At 60.7% G+C, this 19,846-nt stretch carries 17 protein-coding genes; 4 read left to right on the top strand and 13 right to left on the bottom strand.

Going from position 1 to position 19,846, the window contains the following annotated elements; translation table 11 throughout:
- Positions 1–5 precede the first annotated feature (5 nt).
- From tagH to tssA, 10 genes are read right to left on the bottom strand one after another with little or no spacing between them, the layout of a single operon-like run.
- The gene (gene tagH, locus IF654_RS03570) at positions 6–1,184 is read right to left on the bottom strand and encodes a type VI secretion system-associated FHA domain protein TagH (protein ID WP_047277930.1); all 1,179 of its coding nucleotides are present in this window, start codon (positions 1,182–1,184) and stop codon (positions 6–8) included.
- Between the two features lie 20 nt (positions 1,185–1,204).
- A complete protein-coding gene (locus tag IF654_RS03565) occupies positions 1,205–1,345 on the bottom strand; it encodes a hypothetical protein (RefSeq protein WP_047281375.1) in 141 nt (46 codons plus the stop codon).
- Between the two features lie 52 nt (positions 1,346–1,397).
- Entirely contained in the window at positions 1,398–2,906 is a 1,509-nt protein-coding gene (locus IF654_RS03560) for a sigma-54-dependent Fis family transcriptional regulator (RefSeq protein WP_047281376.1), read from the bottom strand.
- Between the two features lie 10 nt (positions 2,907–2,916).
- Positions 2,917–5,505, bottom strand: coding sequence for a type VI secretion system ATPase TssH (gene tssH, locus IF654_RS03555; protein ID WP_094987808.1), 2,589 nt, complete (start codon positions 5,503–5,505; stop codon positions 2,917–2,919).
- An 11-nt stretch (positions 5,506–5,516) separates the two neighbouring features.
- Entirely contained in the window at positions 5,517–6,524 is a 1,008-nt protein-coding gene (tssG, locus tag IF654_RS03550; protein ID WP_048377130.1) for a type VI secretion system baseplate subunit TssG, read from the bottom strand.
- Complete coding sequence (gene tssF / locus IF654_RS03545) at positions 6,488–8,254, bottom strand: type VI secretion system baseplate subunit TssF (RefSeq protein ID WP_094987807.1); 1,767 nt, start codon at positions 8,252–8,254, stop codon at positions 6,488–6,490. The genes tssG and tssF overlap by 37 nt, the downstream gene beginning before the upstream one ends.
- A gap of 46 nt (positions 8,255–8,300) precedes the next feature.
- A complete protein-coding gene (tssE, locus tag IF654_RS03540) occupies positions 8,301–8,717 on the bottom strand; it encodes a type VI secretion system baseplate subunit TssE (RefSeq protein ID WP_047277793.1) in 417 nt (138 codons plus the stop codon).
- Positions 8,718–8,730: 13 nt separating this feature from the next.
- Positions 8,731–10,206 (bottom strand): type VI secretion system contractile sheath large subunit, encoded by a 1,476-nt coding sequence (tssC, locus tag IF654_RS03535; RefSeq protein WP_047277795.1) that lies wholly within the window; start codon positions 10,204–10,206, stop codon positions 8,731–8,733.
- A gap of 29 nt (positions 10,207–10,235) precedes the next feature.
- On the bottom strand, positions 10,236–10,742 hold the full coding sequence (gene tssB, locus IF654_RS03530) for a type VI secretion system contractile sheath small subunit (protein WP_047277797.1): 507 nt from the start codon (positions 10,740–10,742) through the stop codon (positions 10,236–10,238).
- 32 nt (positions 10,743–10,774) lie between these two features.
- Positions 10,775–12,328 carry a type VI secretion system protein TssA gene (gene tssA / locus IF654_RS03525; RefSeq protein WP_194862764.1) on the bottom strand — a complete coding sequence of 518 codons (1,554 nt, stop codon included), beginning with the start codon at positions 12,326–12,328 and terminating at the stop codon, positions 10,775–10,777.
- A 413-nt stretch (positions 12,329–12,741) separates the two neighbouring features.
- Here tssA and IF654_RS03520 point away from each other — a divergent pair, with 413 nt between their 5' ends.
- The 4 genes from IF654_RS03520 to IF654_RS03505 all read left to right on the top strand — a co-directional run bounded on the left by IF654_RS03520 (position 12,742) and on the right by IF654_RS03505 (position 17,860).
- Positions 12,742–12,984, top strand: coding sequence for an exodeoxyribonuclease VII small subunit (locus IF654_RS03520; protein WP_047277800.1), 243 nt, complete (start codon positions 12,742–12,744; stop codon positions 12,982–12,984).
- On the top strand, positions 12,981–13,868 hold the full coding sequence (gene ispA, locus IF654_RS03515) for a (2E,6E)-farnesyl diphosphate synthase (protein ID WP_094987806.1): 888 nt from the start codon (positions 12,981–12,983) through the stop codon (positions 13,866–13,868). The genes IF654_RS03520 and ispA overlap by 4 nt, the downstream gene beginning before the upstream one ends.
- A gap of 133 nt (positions 13,869–14,001) precedes the next feature.
- The gene (gene dxs / locus IF654_RS03510; protein WP_047279176.1) at positions 14,002–15,900 is read left to right on the top strand and encodes a 1-deoxy-D-xylulose-5-phosphate synthase; all 1,899 of its coding nucleotides are present in this window, start codon (positions 14,002–14,004) and stop codon (positions 15,898–15,900) included.
- A gap of 97 nt (positions 15,901–15,997) precedes the next feature.
- The gene (locus tag IF654_RS03505) at positions 15,998–17,860 is read left to right on the top strand and encodes a TonB-dependent receptor plug domain-containing protein (RefSeq protein WP_094987805.1); all 1,863 of its coding nucleotides are present in this window, start codon (positions 15,998–16,000) and stop codon (positions 17,858–17,860) included.
- Positions 17,861–17,898: 38 nt separating this feature from the next.
- Here the strand turns inward: IF654_RS03505 and IF654_RS03500 are convergent, their stop codons facing one another.
- Genes IF654_RS03500 through ribA form a run of 3 tightly spaced genes read right to left on the bottom strand, consistent with a single transcriptional unit; the run spans position 17,899 to position 19,732 of the window.
- Positions 17,899–18,699 (bottom strand): cobalamin-binding protein, encoded by an 801-nt coding sequence (locus IF654_RS03500; protein ID WP_094987804.1) that lies wholly within the window; start codon positions 18,697–18,699, stop codon positions 17,899–17,901.
- Positions 18,699–19,118, bottom strand: a complete 420-nt coding sequence (locus IF654_RS03495) for an MFS transporter (protein WP_094987803.1) — start codon at positions 19,116–19,118, stop codon at positions 18,699–18,701. Before IF654_RS03495 ends, IF654_RS03500 begins: the two co-directional genes overlap by 1 nt.
- On the bottom strand, positions 19,115–19,732 hold the full coding sequence (gene ribA / locus IF654_RS03490) for a GTP cyclohydrolase II (RefSeq protein WP_047277934.1): 618 nt from the start codon (positions 19,730–19,732) through the stop codon (positions 19,115–19,117). The genes IF654_RS03495 and ribA overlap by 4 nt, the downstream gene beginning before the upstream one ends.
- Positions 19,733–19,846: the final 114 nt, after the last annotated feature.

Here is a 19,846-nt window from a genome sequence, read left to right as displayed (position 1 = left end):
CGGCCTCATCCTTGCGGGGTCTGGTGAAGGGTGGAAATCAAACGCACTTGCTCTTCGTAGGCCTTGGCAAAATCCCGGGCCAGCAACCGCTCGGTCCAGTCATCGTCCTGTTGCAGCGCCTGGTGGTAGCGCCCAAACGCACGCCATCGACTGCCTGCGGTGGCCAGCAGCGGCGGGCGGCCATCACGCTCGAAACGCAAGGTCAGTTGGCGTGGGGAAAAGTGCTCAAGACAGCCCCGCATCGCCGCACGGCTGGCGCTGAGCAAGGCCACTTGATGGGCCTGCACATCACGAAATGCGCCCGTAACCGATTGCTCTGGCGTCGGCTGATGAGGCGCGCGAGGTCCCAGCAACTGCCTCAAGGCATGCTGCGCATCGTGGGACGATTTGAGCGGGTTTCGCGCCGCTCCCGGCGCAACGGTGTGCGCCAGACGCAACTCATTTTTCAATTCGCCACGCGTCCACATGCACTGTTGCAACCCGGCGACGCACTGCTTGAGCAACCCGGCGACATTCAGTGCCAGCGACTCTCTGCCCGCCTGATCAAGGGCGCGCGCGTCCACGCCCAGCGCCTGGCCAAACGCCTCCCAAAACGAATCAGCCGGGGATGCTCCCGGGCCTTGCGCTGAAACCTCGTCGGGCTGCGTGGGCGCAACCAGCCGCGGGACGATCAGGTGTTCAAGGTCAACAGGGGTGAAACCAACGTGATGGTCGTGCTGCCCCCCCGGCTCTTCCCCGAACGGTGAGGCAAACGCGTTTTCCCGAAGCACTTGCAACACGTCTGGCTCGATAAACGCATCATCCGGGATCAGGCTGCCTGCGGGTTGCGGCACGCCGACCTGTTCCAGACGCACCTCCAGCGGCGGTTCCAGCCGGGCCCGAATAGACAGGCCGGCAAGGCCGAACACATCGCCGTGATTAATCAGCTGCAACTGGCCGGGAGGCAGATAGGCCTGTCCGCCACTGATCGAAATGCCATTGGTACTCACGTCCTGAATGAAGTACGCACCGCGTTCATGGCTGATCCGCGCATGCTGGCCGGAGACCGTCCCGGTTGCGTCCGCGAGCACCCAGTCGCATTGATGACTGCGGCCAATGACGCCGCCCGCCGGGGTGAATCTGTACTGACTGGGTTGGCCCGTCGCCATCGGCGACGTGGCCAGCAAGTCAAAAACCAGTTCCATCATGATGCTGCTCCTGAGGGTCATTTACCGCGATTGATGGCGTGCGGATCACCCAGCGGGCGATAGTCGCTGTCAGTGAAGGTGTAATTGCCCTTGCAGCCGCCCAGCGCGCACAACAAGGCCAGCGTCAGCACCACGTGCAGTTGGTGGCGAACCGTCATCAACTCATCTCCATTTAGTGGCCGGGCCTCGAACCCATGGCCCGCGCGGGGATCACGAGGCATAGGCGCGAATCTCATCGGAATTGATATTCAAACGCCCCAGCCGGTACAGCAGCGTGCGCCGTGCAAGGCCCAGTTCCTGGGCGGCCAACGTCTGGTTGCCGGCGTTGCGGCGTAAACAGTCGAGCAGCAAACCGCGCTCCATGGCGTCCATGCGCTTACGAAAATTCAGGCGCCCTGACTCATCGTTCAGCTCGCTGGGCAGGGCAAAATGCTCGGCCAACAGCTCATGCCCGTCACACAGCAAGACCGCACGCTCAACCAGCCCCTTGAGCTCGCGCACATTGCCCGGAAAGGCGTAACAGGCCAGTTGCGCCATGGCGCTGTCTGCCAGCACCACCGGGCGGCGCTGTAGAAATGCGCAGGTTTGGGCCGCGAAATGAGTGGCCAGATCGTAGATGTCCCGGCCGCGCTCACGCAGGGCAGGCAGGACCACCGGAAACTGGGCGAGGCGGTAATAAAGGTCTTCACGAAAACGCCCCTGACTCACCCGTTGCTTCAAGTCACAGTGGGTGGCCGCAATAATGCGAACGTCGATGGTGTGGCTTTCATTGCAGCCCAAAGGCCGGATTTCACCTTCTTGCAGCACACGCAATAACTTGGCTTGCAGCGCCAGGGGCATGTCACCGATTTCGTCCAGCAACAGGGTGCCGCCGTGGGCGGCATCGAACAGCCCTTTGCGGTCACGGTCCGCCCCGGTAAAGGCCCCTTTGCGATACCCGAACAACTCGCTTTCGAGCAGGTCCTCAGGGAACGCGGCGCAGTTCTGCACGATGAAGGGCTGCGCACGCCGTGGGCCACTGTCGTGAATGGCCCGTGCGACGACTTCCTTGCCCGTGCCGGTCTCTCCCAGCAGGAGCACGGTGTACGGGCTGTGCACCACGCGATTGATCAATTGATAGGTTTTGCGCATCACCGGGCTGGAGCCGATCAGGGTCCCGGCACTCACACAGCGGCCCAACGGTTTGCCCTGTTGCGGGCGGCGCTCCAACAGGCTCATCTGCATCAAGGCGGCGCTGCCCAAGGCGCCTAATGACGGGGCATACCCGTGCAGCGGCGTGTGCGTGCAACTGGCCAGCATCAATACACCGGCCACGGTCTGACGTGAATCGCGCATTGGCACGGCCAACAGCGAACGCCAAGGGTCGCCAGCACGGGGCAGGAAATCGATATTGTGCAGACGGCTGTCGAGGTTGCTCAGGTCCACGACCCGGTTTTGGCTAATCGCGTATTGCAGCAAAGGCTCTTGGCAATGGTCGGCAGAGCGTCCGGAGCCCAACGCCGGGTGCAGCGTTCCTTCCAGCCACTGAGCCTTGAGTTCCAGCCGTTCGCGAGAGGCATCGAGCAGGTAAAGCTGACTCAACTGGCACCCGGTGAGTTGTGCCATGGCCTGGGCACTCTGACTCAGCAGCGTGCTGCTGTCGGTGCTCTGTGACAGGCGGGAGAAGTGGGCCAGCAGGGCTTCGGCATACTCCAGCGGCTGCGGGATTTGACTAAACATCACGCGCCCCTCACTCACAGTCACATAACACGCGGGACTGGGCGTCCAGCGTGATATGCACTGAGGTAAGGGTTTGCCCGCAGGCGAGAGCGTCCAGTATCCGATCCGCGACCAGCGGCAGGACATGAGCGTCCAGCAGGTCATCGATCAATCGGGCGCCGCTATCACTTCGCGTGCAGCGTTCGACCAAATGGTCCACCAGACGCTGGCAATGGCTGAACCGCAGATGACGCCGCGACAGGCGTTCGCCTAGCCGCACCAGCTTGAGCTCAACCAGTTCGCGTAACACCGCCCCACTCACCGGGTAATACGGCACCACCCGCATCCGCGCCAGCAGGGCCGGTTTGAAGTGCTGGCTGAGCAGCGGGCGGATGTGCGCTTCAAGCTCCTCGGCGTCAGGGTGCGCACCGTTTGCGCACAGCGCTTGAATACGCTCACTGCCCAGGTTGGAGGTCATCAGAATCAACGTATTGCGAAAGTTGATCTCACGTCCTTCGCCGTCGTTGACCACCCCTTTGTCGAAGATTTGATAGAACAGATTCAGGACGTCGGGGTCCGCCTTTTCAACCTCGTCCAGCAACACAACGGAATACGGTTTTTGCCGCACGGCTTCAGTGAGCATGCCGCCCTCGCCATAGCCGACATAACCGGGCGGCGCGCCAATCAAGCGCGAAACGGTGTGCTTCTCCTGGAACTCCGACATGTTGATGGTGGTGACAAAGCGCTCGGCGCCATACAGCAGATCGGCAAGCGCCAGCGCGGTTTCGGTCTTGCCCACACCGCTGGGGCCCACCAGCAGGAAAACCCCGACAGGCGCATCGGGTTTGTTGACCCCCGCCGCTACAGCCCGCATGGCGCGGTCCAACTGACCAATCGCCTGTTCCTGACCGAGAATGCGGGCGCGTAAATCTTGTGCGAAATGTGCGACCTTGACGCTGTGCTCTCGGGCCAATTGCGTCAGCGGCACGCCCGTCCACGCACTGACCACTTCGGCCACCAGGCGTGGGCAAACCTCAAAACTGACCAGCCGCTCACGCAGATGGGCCTGACTCAAGGCGTGCTGGGTCGCCTGAAGTTCCGCTTCCAGTACCGGCACCTGTTCGAGCGCCTGCGGCTCATCTTCCTCACGGGCCTTGGCCAGACGCTGACGCAGTTCCAGCAAGCGCTCGGCCAACGCGCGCTGCGCAAGCCAGGCGTCATTGAGCGCGACCTGTTCAGCGTCGACCTGTATCAGCCGTTGCTCCAGCGCCTCCAGTGCAGCGCTATCCACCACCAGTCCCGCTTCGGCATCCCGTCGCAAGGCATGAACCTGACGCTCACCCTCTGCGAACTCGGCCCGCAGGCGTTCCAGTTGTTCCGGTGCCGCCGCCAGACTGATGCGCACGCGGGCACAGGCGGTGTCGAGCACATCCACGGCTTTGTCAGGCAGTTGGCGTCCGGCCAGATAACGCGCCGACAAGTGGGCAGCCGCCACCACCGCATCGTCGCGCAGGTAAATTCCGTGGCTTTTTTCATACACGTGCGCCAGGCCGCGCAGAATGGTCACGGCCTCGCTGACAGTCGGTTCGTGCAGCTGCACCGGCTGAAAGCGCCGGGCCAGTGCGGGGTCTTTTTCGAAGTATTTTTTGTATTCGCTCCACGTGGTGGCCGCGATGGTGCGCAGTTCGCCACGGGCCAATGCAGGCTTGAGCAAGTTGGCAGCGTCCGAGCCCCCGGCATTGCCCCCCGCGCCAATCAGGGTATGGGCTTCGTCGATAAACACAATGATCGGCACGGGGGAGGCTTTGACCTCGTCGATGACGCCCTTGAGACGACGTTCGAATTCTCCTTTCACGCTGGCGCCCGCTTGCAGCAAGCCCATGTCCAGCGACAGCAATTGAACGCCCTGCAACACCGGCGGCACTTCGTTGGCCGCGATGCGCAACGCCAGCCCTTCCACGATCGCGGTTTTGCCCACGCCCGCTTCCCCCACCACAATCGGGTTGTTCTTACGACGCCGCGCCAGGATGTCGATCATTTGCCGGATGGCGTCGTCACGGCACAACACCGGATCGAGCTGCCCGGCCCGGGCCTGGGCCGTGAGGTCATGGGTAAAGCGTTGCAACAGGGATTCACCGCCTACCACCGCAGACGCCGGGCTGCCTGACACCTGTTGTGACAAGGCAAAGGACTTCAATCGTTCGGTATTGAGCGCGGACAGCAACGCGTAATACCGGCTGCCCGCATAACGCAAAGGGTTACCCAGCAGCGCCAGCAGCAAGGCCGCCTGATCGACGTGCGCTTGCTTGAGTTCAAGGTGGGCGACCAGCAAGGCATCTTGCAGCCACTGAATCAGTTCGGGAGCAAACACCGGATTGCGCGATGCGCCCTGTTCAGTGCGAGGCTGTAAGGCTGCATTTAACTGCCCGGCGTCGATATCGGCGTCGAGCAAGGCACGCATCAGTAAACTGTCGGGCCGCTCCAGCAGGCCCAGCAGCAGATCCTCCACCACCACCAGGTGTGCACCCCGCCCCACGCAGCGCTCGGCGCACGCTTCCAGGTCACGGCGGGTTGCCGGGTCCAGCGCTTGAATCAGGTCTTGCAGGTCAACGTTGATCATGTCATCCGTCCTTAATGAAGTGTGCTGTTCAGGGTCACGACGCCGTCCGCCCGCTCGCGCCCCAGCCAGCTGGTCCAGCCGAGACGGCAGGTGTTGTGCGCGCCAATACGCAGTTCGCGCACTTCTTCGTGGCGCAGTTGCAGCCGGATGTCGTAGTCCAGCGGGTCACGCAAGGTGAATCGCACCAGCGCGCACAGCGGCTGATAGCCCTCGCCAATCGGCAGAAATTCGTGGAAGCGTTGCCAGTCCAGGTCGCGGATGTGAATGCGGAATTTGCCGCTGCGGTCGCGAACCCTTTCCCCCAGCACCAGGCTGTCACCGAGTTGGTGATTGCCCAGGCCCAAGGCATTGCGTTGCTCAGGCGCGATAACGACTCGGCGCTCGATGCATTGCTCGATCGTCAGCGCCGCGTGCTTGAAGTAGTAACGCAGCACTGACTCAATCAGGGCCGCCGAATGTGCCCGCAAACTCAGGAGCCCGAGATAGGGCAGCAAGCGCCGCCAATTCAGCCCTTGCGCCTGACGAATCTGTTCGCCACCCAACCCGATCAGGGCGAATAACTGGCTGGAAAACGGGTCTGTCGCGCCTCGTTGAAAGCGGGCGCCGTAGCGGTATTTGCGCCAGATCGGCAGCATCAAACGCTGTAAGCGATCATGAAAGAGATCCAGAAACCCGCGCGTGACATTGGCCTCGTCGCCCTCCTCCAGCGCTTGCTCGGCGTAAAACGCGGGCAGCGGAGAAGACGAGCCCACCAACCCCATGAGGTTGAAACACAAACGCGCGCGAAGCTGGCCGTGTTCGGTAAAAAACGTCACGTGCTCAACATCACAGCCCGGAAACCCCAGGCTGGGGTTGGCAACGAATTCAAGACGCTCGTACAGCGCGTCATCGCTGATGTCCGGATTGCCGTCACGCAATCGGTCCATGACCAGCAACACCGCCTGATACAGCGAGTACTCTCGTATGCGTGTGGACAGCCCGCTCAAAGCAGGGGCTGCAAGCCCATGCGCGGTGTCCATTGGTAGCGATCTCCCTGGGTACTGGTGACGCGCAGCTCGTGGTAAGAGTTGAGGCTGGCGTAAAGGGCAAAAAACTCGTTGAGCACAGAGGCGAAAACAAACACGTCGCCCTCACCGATATAGCCTTGGGGGTCTATCGTCAGTTCGGTACGCACGCCCCGTAGCGGCAAACCACGGTGCAGTCGGTCCACGTGTTCGTGGCGGATGGACGTGAGGCCGTTCAGCAGGTTCTTGCTGACACGCTCGGCCTGCTCGTCGTAGTAGCGCGGCAGGTCGTAGGTTTCGAGGATCACCTTCAAGGCGTCCACATTGGCCAGCGACAAATAGTTGAGCGACATGTTGCTGATCAACTTCCAGAGAAAGTCGCGGTTGATCGGCGGCGCATAACTGGAGGTCACGCGGGTGATGTTGCGAAACGCCAGCCCCTCGGGCATGTCTTCGCCCGGCAGGCAAATCGCGCCGGGCGCCAGCCCTCGCGCCAGGTTCTGGTTGGTGCAGGTCATCTCCACCGACAGCGTTTCGCTGTGCTCGGGCTGACGTACGCCCACGCTCAGAAAGGTGTCGAGCCCGTCATGCACCTGCGAGGAACGCTGGCGGATGCTGTAATGGGCATGGGCTTGCGACACATCGAAACTGGGATCGTGTTCAAACGATTCGAACGGCACATAGCTCTGTTCACCCGCACCGCCAGACCGCCAGCCACTGACATGGTCGACAGAAAACACGGCGCAATGCGCGCTATCGAGCCTGGACGGCATCAACAGATACTCGTCCTGCTTGCCGTCCAGCCGAATCGGCATTGCATCGTGGGTAAACAAATTGACCACAGGCGTGCAATACAACTTCACGTTGTCACGGGTCGGCCGCAGGCGTTGAGCGCTGTGCTGGCGAATCAGAAAACGCAGTTCGAGGCGGCGGGTTTGTTTCAGGGTCTCGGGCGCCAGGCTGTGGATAACGTCCAGCCCGCTCAGGTCGACGAACAAAAACTTGTCCTGAAACGCAAAGTATTCCTGCAAGTAGCGATACCCGCGGAATGTGTTCAGCGGATAGGGAATCAGCGCTTGATCCTCCGCAAAGCCCACGGGCTGCAAGCAGTCGGGGGGCAATGTGAATACGCCCAATTGCTCCCCGAGATCATCTTTGGCCAGCACGGTGACGTGATCCACGTGACGCAGCAGACCGAGGTAAAGCGTTTGGCTGATATAGCGCTCGCCCGCCAGGTGCAGGCGCAATTGGCTCACGTCCAGTTCACCCAGATGCCCCGGGCACGTCATGTCCAGTTGCAGGCTCAACAACGCACCGTCGCCCGTCACTGAATGCGTCAGCCCGGTCAGTTGCAAAGGCAACAGGTCGGTGGCGTAGCAGGTGCGAAACTGACAGCTCACGCCTTTGATCGGCAGGCTGGCCACTCCCGTATCGCGAGGCACCCGCAGGGCAGGCCCGGCCTGCTTCAACGGGTCAAATTGCAACAGGCTAAAAGCCGGCAGCGGCCGCATGTAGTTGGGCCACAGCAAATGCATCAGCGAGTGACTGAGCTCGGGCAGTTCATCATCGAGCTTCTGGCGCAGGCGCCCGGTCAGAAACGCGAACCCTTCGAGCAACCGCTCCACATCCGGATCACGCCCCGCCTGCCCCAAAAAGGGGGCCAGTGCCGGATTGCGCTCAGCGAAGCGACTGCCCAACTGGCGTAATGCCGTGAGCTCGCGTTGGTAATACTGGTTAAAAGACACGCGGGTTACCTGATCATTGGCGACATCAAAAAGTGAAAACGCTGATTCAAAGCAGTGACTCGACCCGAACCTGCCCGCTGCCATCGAGCTGAGCCGAGAAGCTGACTTGGCGACGTAATCCCTCAACCTCCAGCAACGCCTCAATGGCGAAACTCAAGCGCAGGGGGTGCCGGTCGCGTGGCAACGAGACGACCCGCACCTGAGTCAGGCGCGGCTCGTACTGTTCGATGAAGGTTTCAATGGACTGACGGGCCTGCGACAACGCCGTGTGCAGGCTGACGCTCATGTCGTTGAGATCGGGCAGGCCGTAGTCGGGCAACGTTTGCACGCTGCCCGCTCGGGTACTGAGCATCCGGGTCAACTGCGCAGCCACCGAGGCCATGACAGCCCTCTCGCGGCTCAGCCCCGCACGCCTCTGTGCATCGCCTTTCAAGCGCTCGAAAAGGCTGCCGTATCCCGTCATGCCCGCCCCTGCGTCACTCTTTGTCCAGCTTGCCGACCAGCGACAGGGTGAAATCAGCGCCCATGTACTTGAAGTGCGGGCGCACGTTCAGGTTGATGCGATACCAGCCCGGCTCGCCGTCAACATCACTGACGATGATTTGCGCCGCCCGCAGCGGCCGACGACCACGCACTTCAGCACCGGGGTTTTCCTGGTCCGCGACGTACTGACGGATCCATTTGTTGAGTTCGATCTCAAGGTCGGTGCGCTCTTTCCAGGAACCCAGTTGCTCGCGCTGCAACACCTTGAGGTAATGCGCCAGCCGGTTAACGATCATCATGTAAGGCAGTTGGGTGCCCAGTTTGTAGTTCAGCTCTGCTCGCCTGCCTTCTTCGCTGGCGCCAAACAACTTGGCTTTCTGCACTGAACTGGCGGAGAAGAAAGCCGCGTTGTCACTGCCCTTGCGCATGGTCAGGGAGATGAAGCCTTCTTCCGCCAATTCGTATTCACGGCGGTCGGAGACCAGCACTTCGGTCGGGATCTTGGTTTCAATCTCGCCCATGCTTTCAAAGTGATGCAGTGGCAAATCTTCGACAGCCCCACCGCTCTGCGGGCCGATGATGTTCGGGCACCAACGGAACTTGGCAAAACTGTCTGCCAACCGGGAGGCAAAGGCATACGCGGTGTTGCCCCACAAGTAATGCTCGTGGCTGTTGGCGACGGTCTCTTTATAGACAAACGTTTTGACCGGGTTTTCCAGCGGGTCATACGGGGTGCGCAGCAAAAAGCGCGGCACGGTCAACGCCATGTATCGCGCGTCTTCAGACTCCCGAAAACTCTGCCATTTGGCGAATTGCGGCCCGCCGAAGTGGTCTTTCAGGTCTTTGAGGTTGGGCATCCCGGTAAAGCTTTCCAGCCCGAAAAACTGCGGCCCAGCCGAGGCAATAAACGGCGCGTGGGCCATACAGGCGACGCTGGACACGTATTGCATCAGCTTGATGTCTGGCGAGCTTGGGGACAGGTAGTAGTTGGCAATGATTGCCCCGACCGGCTCACCGCCGAACTGACCGTATTCAGCGGTGTAAATGTGCTTGTACAAACCCGATTGCATCACTTCGGGGGAATCTTCGAAGTCGTCCAGCAGGTCGGCTCTGGACACGTTGAGGATTTCGATCTTGATGTTTTCGCGGAAGTTGGTGCGCTCCACCAATACCTGCAAGCCGCGCCACGCAGATTCCAGCGACTGGAAGTCCGGGTGGTGGACAATTTCATCCATCTGCTGGCTGAGCCGGGCATCAATCTCGGCAATCATGCGGTCAACCAGGGCTTTCTTGACCGGCTCGCCCTGGTTCTGTGGCTTGAGCAGCTCTTCAATAAATGCCGCCACCCCGCGCCTGGCAACGCTGTAGCCGTCGTCCTGGGGGGTCAGTCGGGTCTGGGCGATGATGCCATCAAGGATGCTGGCATTCGGTTGCTGATCGTGTTGCTGCGATGCGGCTTGCGTACTCATGACGTGGTATTCCTTTGCTGATGGGGGGCTCAAATGTCCGAGGCGGGGGAACCGGACAGGTCCAGCTCGCTCAACACCCGCGCACGGGATTCGTCATCGGCCAGTACCCCTTCAATTGCCTTGCGGAAACTGGGCGCATTGCCCAGCGGGCCTTTGAGCGCAACCAGGGCTTCGCGCAACTCCATCAGTTTTTTCAGCTCGGGCACTTGCTCAACGAGGCTTGCAGGGTTGAAGTCCTTCATCGCATTGACCCGCAGCGCAATCCCCAGCTCATCAGGGCCACCGTCGTCCTGCAGACGATTGGGCACACTCAGGTTCAAGGTCAGGCCTTGTTTGGCCAGCACTTCATCGAACGTCATTTTGTCGATGGCGATGGGTTTGCGGTCTTCCAGCTTGCGCTCGTCGAACCGCTGAACGTAGTCGCCCAGCACCAGTAATTTAAGGGGCAGTTCAATTTCTTCCTGAGCCCCGCCCGTCGCGGGTTTGAACGTGATGTTGATACGTTCTTTAGGTGCAACCGAGCCTTCTTTGGCCATGATGTTTTCCCTTATGCGTATGGCCCAAAGGCCTATTCAAGTACCACTTCAAGGTCGAGGTGGCACAACCTGCGGTACAACTCATCCTTGCGTTCGCGCACGTCATGACTCTGTGGCAACAGCTCGCAACAACGGCGCCAAAGGCTGAGCACCTCCAACACAAGATCGGGCTCCCAAGCCTGCAAGCCGGAGCGCTGAAGCAGTTGGTCGAGCATGTCGAGCTGGGTCTGAGCGATTTCGTATTTGCGGTTTGCTAAGCACAACCGTGCCAACGCCAGCTGCCAGAAAAAACGCACGCGCCCACCCTGGGCTTGGGCCAGGCCACTTTTGAGTGATTGAACGGCGGGTTTGAAGCCCTGGGAAAGCGCCACCTCTTGCGCGTGCTCAAGGGCCAGCTCCCACGCGGGCTGTTCCGCGCCGGGGGCCTCGCTTTGCGGGACGTCGTCTTGCACATGCGGCATGACGTGCGTGACGAACCAGGCCCGTGTCTGCTCATCGGCAAACGGTTGGCCATCGCTGAAGCGCAGGGTTTCCAGCCCGGGCAAGCGCTGCAGCAACAGCGCCATGTGCAGCTCGACTTCACGCATCGCACGTTCGGCATTCAATGCTTCAAGGCACCTCCAGACCAGACGTTGGCCGTCAAACCAGAACGGTGCCTTGCTCAGGCTGGACTCCAGCTCCACCAACACGTCAGCGAATTGCCCGCGTTCAAAGCGCTCGTTGAAGGTGTTCAGTCGATCTTTTGCCAACCCTCGCACCGGCGTGATCTGTTCCCCGTTGCGTTCGGGCACGGCGTCAATGGCCATCCAGGTCAGGGTTCGATTCAGGCGCAATGCGCGCACGTCCGTCGCGTTTTGCTTGAGCCACCAGGCACACAGCACTCGGGCGCTGTCCTGTTGGGCACGCAGTGCTTTGTGGGCGTCTATTTCATTTTCGATCGGGGTTTGGCTGTCAACCAATTGGGCAGCCATCTGCTTGACGTGGGCCACCGCCGCCGCGATGGGCCCGGGATCAGGCGAATGGATCCCCGCCCGCTCGACCATGCGGCTTAAACGTCTGCAGAGCGGGAGCAACAAGGGCACCTCGTCGCCCAAGTGCGACGCCAGACTGCATTCGAGCGCCATCAGCAAGTCGAGCAAACGCTGAAACAACGGCAATTGCTCTTTGACCGGGATGTTTTCGTTCAAGGCATCATTGAGGCGCGACACCAGCCAACTGACGGCCGCTGCCCGGGTCCGTAATTTGCGCGGGTGGATCTGTGCCCAATGCTGCACACACAAGTGATGCAGCAACCCGACACCAGCGAGCAGCCCGGCAAAGGATTCACGTTGATATAAAGCCCACGTCAGCCATGCCGCCACCCGCAGGTCCCTGGACTGATCGCGCAACAGGACTTCGCTCTGTTGCTGCACCATCGACCAGTCAACCGGCGTGTGTTCGTGCAAGGAGTGGGCCTTGGCCAGCTCCCGCTCCAACGCCTCGAACTCAGGGGAAAAACGAACGTCGTTACCCGCAAAGTTGTCAGTCGCCACGGGGTCCTTGACCAGTCCGACAATGCGCGCCAGAGACTTGCTGGTATACGTCACGCCCCCACTCTCCTCACCCATGGTGAAAAACGTAGCGTTGCCTGAGCTTCCATGAAGATTGCCATTGGCCACTATCCGAGTCCGTTCAAGGGACGCGACGATAGGTGAATGACTGACGAAAAAAAGTAGGAAATTTCGGCATTTCTATAGGAAACGTCTTAGTAATTTAAAAAAACTCACAAACCCTCGATTGGTTAAAAAGCCGTCAACGCCAAGTGTCTTTTTCCTACAAAAAATCTGGACGTTTTCACCGTCAGCCTAAGCTCTGAAAGTCAGCTCCTGTAGTTCCACACAAACGTTGTGAAACCTGCGGGCAGGCCCGACGCTACGGCAGGCCACCTACCGTCGGATTTGCCCCAAAACCCGCCGTCTGCTAGTGTCAGCCGGTTTTAACGCCTACCGAGAATGCCGCCATGGCCCGCAAAAAAGCTTCCCTGGATTTCGAGCAGTCCCTCGCTGACCTGCAAACACTGGTCGAGCGTCTGGAAAACGGCGAGTTGTCGCTGGAAGACTCCCTGACAGCATTCGAGCAAGGCATCCGCCTGACCCGCGAATGCCAGGGCGCACTGGCCCAGGCCGAACAGAAAGTGCAAATCCTGCTCGAACGTGATGGTGAATTGGCCCAAGAGCCATTTGATGCGGAACAACCCGAATGATTGATGCTTATCAAGCCAGCAGCCAGGCCCGTGTCAACGCGGCCCTCGAACGCTTGTTTGTCGCTCCGGCACCGGAGCTGGCCCGCCTGTACGAGGCGATGCGCTACAGCGTCATGAATGGCGGCAAACGGGTGCGGCCGCTGTTGGCCTACGCCGCTTGCCAAGCCTTGGGCGCTGCCCCTGAGCAGGCCAACGGTGCAGCGTGCGCAGTGGAGCTGATCCACGCCTATTCGCTGGTACACGATGATTTGCCGGCCATGGACGACGACGATTTGCGCCGCGGCCAGCCCACTACCCACAAAGCCTTTGACGAAGCCTGCGCGATTCTGGCCGGTGACGGCTTGCAGAGCCTGGCATTTACCGCCCTGCTCGACCCGCACATGAGCACGCTGGACGCTGACACCCGACTGCGCATGGTCTCTGACCTGGCGATGGCCGCAGGCCCGGCGGGCATGGTCGGCGGGCAAGCCATTGACCTGGGTTCGGTCGGGGTCAAGCTCGACCGGACCGCCCTTGAATACATGCACCGCCACAAGACCGGCGCCCTGATCGAAGCCAGCGTCCAGCTGGGCGCGCTGGCCAGTGGTCGCGCCCGCCCTGAAGACCTGCACGCTTTGAACATCTACGCGCGGGCCATTGGTCTGGCATTCCAGGTTCAGGACGACATCCTGGATGTTGAGGGAGATACGGCTACGCTTGGCAAACAGTCAGGCGCCGATGCGGCCCGCGACAAGCCGACCTATCCGTCCTTGATGGGGCTGGCAGCGGCCAAAACCTATGCGCTCGAATTACGCGATCAGGCCATTAACGCCCTGCGACCATTTGATGCAGCTGCCGAGCCTTTGCGTGAGCTTGCACGTTACATCGTGGAGCGCCGCCACTAAAAAGCGGCGCAACACCTCTTTTTCCGACCGGCTCTACGGCCAAGGTCTGACTAACGAGCTCCAGACTCCGTGGGCAGCTTCCGTTGCATAAGGTAAACTGCCGCCTCTTCTTATACCTATAACGATTCGCCTGATGCCAACGACGTTTCATGAGATTCCCCGCATACGCCCGACCACGCCCCTGCTCGACCGAGCCGGCACGCCTGCGGGCCTGCGCCGGTTAGCCGAAGCCGAGCTGGAACCTTTGGCCGATGAATTGCGCCAGGAACTGCTCTACACCGTCGGTCAGACGGGTGGGCATTTCGGTGCCGGCCTGGGCGTCATTGAACTGACCATCGCGTTGCACTACGTGTTCGACACCCCGGACGACCGTCTGGTGTGGGACGTGGGTCATCAGGCGTATCCGCATAAAATCCTGACCGGACGCCGTGAACAAATGGCGACCTTGCGTCAGAAGGACGGCGTGGCCGCGTTCCCGCGTCGCTCCGAGAGCGAGTACGACACCTTTGGCGTCGGCCACTCCAGCACCTCAATCAGTGCGGCTTTAGGCATGGCCATAGCCGCCCGCCTGCAAAACAGTGATCGCAAGGCAATTGCCGTGATCGGTGATGGCGCCCTTACCGCCGGCATGGCGTTTGAAGCCTTGAACCATGCGCCCGAGGTCGACGCCAACATGTTGGTGATCCTCAACGACAACGACATGTCGATCTCGCGCAATGTCGGGGGGTTGTCCAACTACCTGGCCAAAATCCTGTCCAGCCGGACGTACGCCAGCATGCGCGAAGGCAGCAAGAAAGTGCTGTCGCGCTTGCCGGGCGCGTGGGAAATCGCGCGCCGTACCGAGGAATATGCCAAAGGCATGCTGGTGCCCGGTACGTTGTTCGAAGAGCTCGGCTGGAACTACATCGGCCCGATTGACGGCCATGATTTGCCGACGCTGATCGCCACGCTGCGCAACATGCGTGACCTCAAAGGCCCGCAGTTCCTGCACGTTGTCACCAAAAAAGGCAAAGGCTTCGCCCCGGCGGAAGCAGACCCGATTGGCTACCACGCCATCACCAAGCTCGAACCTCTGGACGCACCGGTTGCAGCGCCCAAAGTGGCCAGCGGGCCAAAATACTCCGCGGTCTTTGGCGACTGGTTGTGCGACATGGCCGCTGCGGACCAGCGCCTGGTGGGGATTACCCCGGCGATGAAAGAAGGCTCGGACCTGATCAAGTTCAGCGAGCGCTTCCCGCTGCGTTATTTCGACGTGGCCATCGCTGAACAGCACGCGGTCACTCTCGCGGCTGGCATGGCCTGCGAAGGCGCCAAGCCGGTCGTGGCGATTTACTCGACATTCCTGCAACGCGGCTATGACCAACTGGTGCATGACGTCGCGGTGCAAAATCTGGATGTGCTGTTTGCCATTGACCGTGCCGGTCTGGTGGGTGAAGACGGCCCGACCCACGCGGGCAGTTTCGACCTGTCGTACCTGCGTTGCATCCCGGGCATGGTGATCATGACCCCGAGCGATGAAAACGAATTGCGCAAAATGCTCACCACCGGCCACCTGTACAACGGCCCGGCAGCAGTGCGCTACCCGCGGGGCACGGGGCCGAATGCGCCCATCGAAAAAACCCTGGAGCCACTGGAAATCGGCAAAGGCGTGATTCGTCGCCACGGCTCAAAAGTCGCGATGCTAGTATTTGGCGTGCAACTGGCGCAAGCCCTGCAAGTGGCCGAAACCCTCGACGCGACCGTGGTCGACATGCGCTTCGTCAAGCCGATGGATGAAGCTCTGGTGCGCGAGATGGCCAACAGCCACGAACTGCTGGTGACGATCGAAGAAAACGCCATCATGGGCGGTGCGGGGGCGGGTGTCAGCGAGTTCATGGCCCGCGAAAACCTGCTCAAGCCGATCCTGCACCTGGGCTTGCCCGACGTGTACGTGGAACACGCCAAGCCAAGCCAGATGCTGGCCGAGTGCGGCCTGAACGCGGCCGGGATCGAAGCATCGGTGCGTCAACGCATGGAACTGCTGGGGCTGTAAACCCGCTCAGTCGTTAGCCAAACGAGGTGATCGGGTTCCCCCCGATCACCCCTTCGTCCCTTGTGAACCACGACGGGGACCACAGAATTCGGAACTCATGAAATCGCTTCGCCTAGCGGCCCTGATTCTCGGCAGCATCCCGGCCAGCCCCTTGCTGGCAGACACCGCGGATCGCGAAAACGCCCTCAAACTCCCGCAAACACTGATCACCGGTAACCGCCAGGTGCAAGCGCGTTCGGACAGCACCAGCGCCAACAGCGTGTTTACCCGTGAGGATATCGACCGCCTGCAACCCACAAGCCTGACCGACCTGCTAGGCCGAGTTCCGGGCGTGCAAGTGGCGCGCAGTGGCGGACGCGGTGCATTGCCGGGTATCTACATTCGCGGCACCAAATCGGCGCAGAGCCTGGTGCTGGTTGACGGCCAGCGCATGGCCAATGCCACCTCGGCCGACAGCAACCTGCAATACCTGAACATCGACCAGATCGAGCGCGTCGAAGTGCTGCGCGGCTCGCGCTCAGTGGTGTATGGCAGCGATGCGATTGGCGGGGTGATTCAGATCTTTACCCGACGCGGCGCCGAACAGCCCCCGCAACTGCGCTTGCACAGCGCCATGGGCAGTTATGGCAGCTCACAAAACAGTGTGGGCATTTCAGGCGGTGACGCTCAGACCCGCTTCAACCTCAGCGGTGCGCTGGAAAACACGGCCGGCATCGACCGCACGACCGTGTCCTACCCGGTCGACAATGACCACGATGCCTATCGCAACAAATCGGTCAGTTTGAACCTGAGTCATCACCTGAGCGACCGCCTTGAGATCGGCCTCAGTGGGGTCAAGAGCGAGGGTAAAACTGAACTTGATGCGATGTTTGGGCAAAAGGCCTATAGCGATTTCGACATCAGCAGCGTAGGCAGTTTCGTTGACGCACAGTTCTCCGAACGCTGGAATTCGCGCCTCGAACTCGGCCACAGCGAGAACCGTGAAACGACGCGCGACAAACTAAGCCCCGACCTCTATAGCTTCAACACCTATCGCGATTCCCTGAACTGGCAAAACAGCCTCGCGCTGGACGATCAAAACAGCCTGATGCTGGGCCTCGACGCGTATCAGGATCGGGTTCGCAGCAACACCGACTTCGACAAAGACAGCCGCTGGAACCGCGCGGTATTTATTCAGCACCGTTTTCAGGGCGAGGGGTTTTCAACGGAGCTGGGGCTGCGACATGACAAAAACCAGCAATTTGGCAGCAACAACACCTGGAGCGCGAGCCTGACGGTGCCGCTCAATGCCGATAACGATGTGCTGATGTCCTACAGCGAAGGCTTCAGGGCGCCTACGTTTAACGATCTGTATTACACGGGCTTCGGCAACCCAACGCTCAAACCTGAACACTCAAAAAGTTATGAGTTTCAATGGCGTAGCCAACTGAGTGATACCAGCCGGCTGGAGACGTCCCTGTATCGCACCGATATTCGCGATGCGATTGAGTATTTAAAAAAAGGGGAACAGTCCTTCCCTCATAACATAGGGGCTGCACGCATCACCGGTTTAGAAAGCGCGCTGCACCAGGAGTGGTTCGGCTGGCAGAGCAGCCTCGGTGTCGCCATCATCGACCCGCGCGACCGCGACACCGGTAAAACCCTGAGCCGCCGGGCGCGTCGTACGTTGAACCTTGATCTGGATCGACAGTTTGACCGCATCGGCGTAGGTGCCAGCTGGCAAGCGGTCAGCAGCAGCTATAACGATGAGCAAAACCAGCAGCCGCTTGGCGGGTACGCCCTGTTGGGCGTGCGTGCCAATTGGCTCGCCAGCTCAGAGGTCAGGCTGGACCTGAAAGTCGATAACCTGCTGGACAAGACTTTCACGCGCGCGTTGTACAGCTATGAAGGTGACTATTACGGCTATCGCGAAGAGCGGCGCAGCGTGCAGCTGGCCGTCACCTGGACACCCCGCCTGTAAACGCCGTGCCGGGTCACGCTCGCACGGTGCCTCAGTGGCTACGGTCTAGGTTCGGCCAGTTGTTCGCATAAACGGGCCGTGGCTTCGATCATTTGTCCGCTCGGGCGCTCCAGACCTTTGTCAGCCAGTAACAGCAAGCGCCCTTGCTTCACCGCTTCGAGCTGCGGCCAGGCTTTCCAGGCATCCAGCTGCGCCTGAGTGCCTGCAATGATCACGTCGGGATTGCGTTGCAACACCGACTCCACGCTGACCTGCGGCGCGGGCAATGACACGTCCGCAAACACATTGCGCGCCCCGCACAGGGCCAGTGCATCGCTGATGATTTGACCGCCGCCCACGGTGTACAGGGGCCGATCCCACACTTGATAAAACACGCGCAACGGTTGTTCGCGGGCGTATTGCTGGCGTAGCTGCTCCAGACGTGCCCGCAACCGGGCGGCCAACTCACGACCGCGTTCGGCGCGATTGAGCGCAGTCGCCACCCCTTCGACCTGATCGACCAACTGCGTCAGGTTTTTCGGTTCGGCGGTAAAGGTGGGAATGTTCAAGCGTTTCAACTGGTCGCGCTGCGCCACGCCAACGCTGCCGGGCCAGAGCAGAATCAAGTCCGGGCGCAGGCTGAGCAAGCGTTCCATATCCAATTGGCCATAGCCACCGACCGAGGGCACATTCACCAGCTCAGGCAAGGTCTCGCCCGCCTCCAGCCGCCCGACGAGCAGATCGGTTGCGCCCAGTTCCACGACGATTTCAGAGAGCGAGGGCGCCAGGCTGACCACCCGCGTGGCCGCCATGGCCTGAGTGCCCACGGCCAGCAGCAGAACCGCCAGCCACAGGCGCATCAGCCGACCTGACGGGGGATGCGATAGAGGTAAAACAGCACCAGCGTTGACAACGCCAGCAGCAACAGCGGCACGCCTTCAAGACCGACAAACACGCCCAGCGCGGCGATCCAGGCGGGCAACCCGGCGGCCAGCAATGCACGACGCCGCACGTGCGCCAATGCATCCCAGGCGGCAGGTTCCTGGTCTGTGTCGAGGGACTTTTGCAGGTCAATCAGGCCATGTTTATACGGCCCGAACGTGCGCAGGGTCACGAACATCGACAACACGCCCGCAATAAACAGGGGCATGGCCAATTCAGGCCACAGCGGTTCGGCGCTGCCGAAAAAAATGTTGACCAGTACCAGCGGCAAGCAAGTCAGCACCAGCTGTTGCCACCAACTGAAACTCAGGCGCCGACGACGCTGGCCCCGCGTCACGCCGGGTCTGCCTCGTTCTGGTGCTGATTGCCCATCATGTGCCCGAGCTTGTTGGCTTTGGTCGCCAGGTACAGTTTGTTGTGCGGGTTTTGCCCGGTGTGCAAAGGCACGCGCTCGGCCACGGTAATGCCCATGTCGGTCAAGGCTTTGACCTTGCGCGGGTTGTTGGTCATCAAGCGCAGCGACGTCACGCCCAAGTGTTCCAGCATCGGCAGGCAGATGGCGTAGTCACGCTGGTCAGCGGCAAAGCCCAGACGTTCGTTGGCTTCTACGGTATCGGCACCACCGTCCTGCAATTGGTAGGCACGCACCTTGTTCAGCAGGCCAATCCCACGGCCCTCCTGACGCAAGTACAGCAACACGCCACGGCCTTCACGGGCGATGGCCTGCAAGGCGGCTTCGAGTTGAGAGCCGCAATCGCAGCGCTGGCTGAACAGGGCATCGCCGGTCAGGCACTCGGAATGCACGCGGCCCAGAACCGGCGCACCGTCCGCCACGTCGCCCAGACTGAGCACAACGTGTTCACGACCCGTGGCCTTCTCAAGGAAGCCATGCATGGTGAATTCGGCAAAGGGGGTAGGGAGTTTGCAAGCGGCAACAAAAGCGACGGGCACCGTGTGCTCCTGATCAATTTGAGGACTGGAAATTCGCAGAGGCGGCATTGTAACAGGACGTTCCTACAGACGCTTAGGCTGAATTATCGAGGATAAATATCTAAATGTTTGATG

Origin of the sequence: Pseudomonas lundensis (assembly GCF_015377145.2) — a bacterium.
Lineage (GTDB): Bacteria > Pseudomonadota > Gammaproteobacteria > Pseudomonadales > Pseudomonadaceae > Aquipseudomonas > Aquipseudomonas lundensis.
The sequence above is the reverse complement of the archived record's forward strand: the minus strand, read 5'-3'. Positions and strand labels throughout refer to the sequence as shown.